The 230-nt window shown below is 49.1% G+C and carries 1 protein-coding gene; it reads left to right on the top strand.

Going from position 1 to position 230, the window contains the following annotated elements; genetic code table 11:
* A partial coding sequence (locus B4920_RS28295) for a Mu transposase C-terminal domain-containing protein (protein WP_173862754.1) occupies positions 1 to 230 on the top strand: 230 nt, incomplete at both ends.

Genomic DNA, 230 nt, shown 5'->3' with positions numbered 1-230 from the left:
AACGTGTATATGCACAAAGTTCACAGCGGGATTGATGCGACTCCGTTTGAAATGGTGAGCAATTTTAAAGGCGAAATCGCTCGCATCGATAACGAGCGCGCCCTGGATATGTTACTGTCCGTGCCGACGCAGGGCGGCACTCGTACGGTGAATAAAACTGGCATCAAAATCGACAATATCATCTATATTGCCGCTGAGCTTGGGCCTTATATCGGCCAACAGGTACGGAT

Origin of the sequence: Zoogloea sp. LCSB751, from assembly GCF_002028455.1 — a bacterium.
Classification (GTDB): domain Bacteria; phylum Pseudomonadota; class Gammaproteobacteria; order Burkholderiales; family Rhodocyclaceae; genus Zoogloea.
This window is presented reverse-complemented; position numbering and strand designations above follow the sequence as displayed.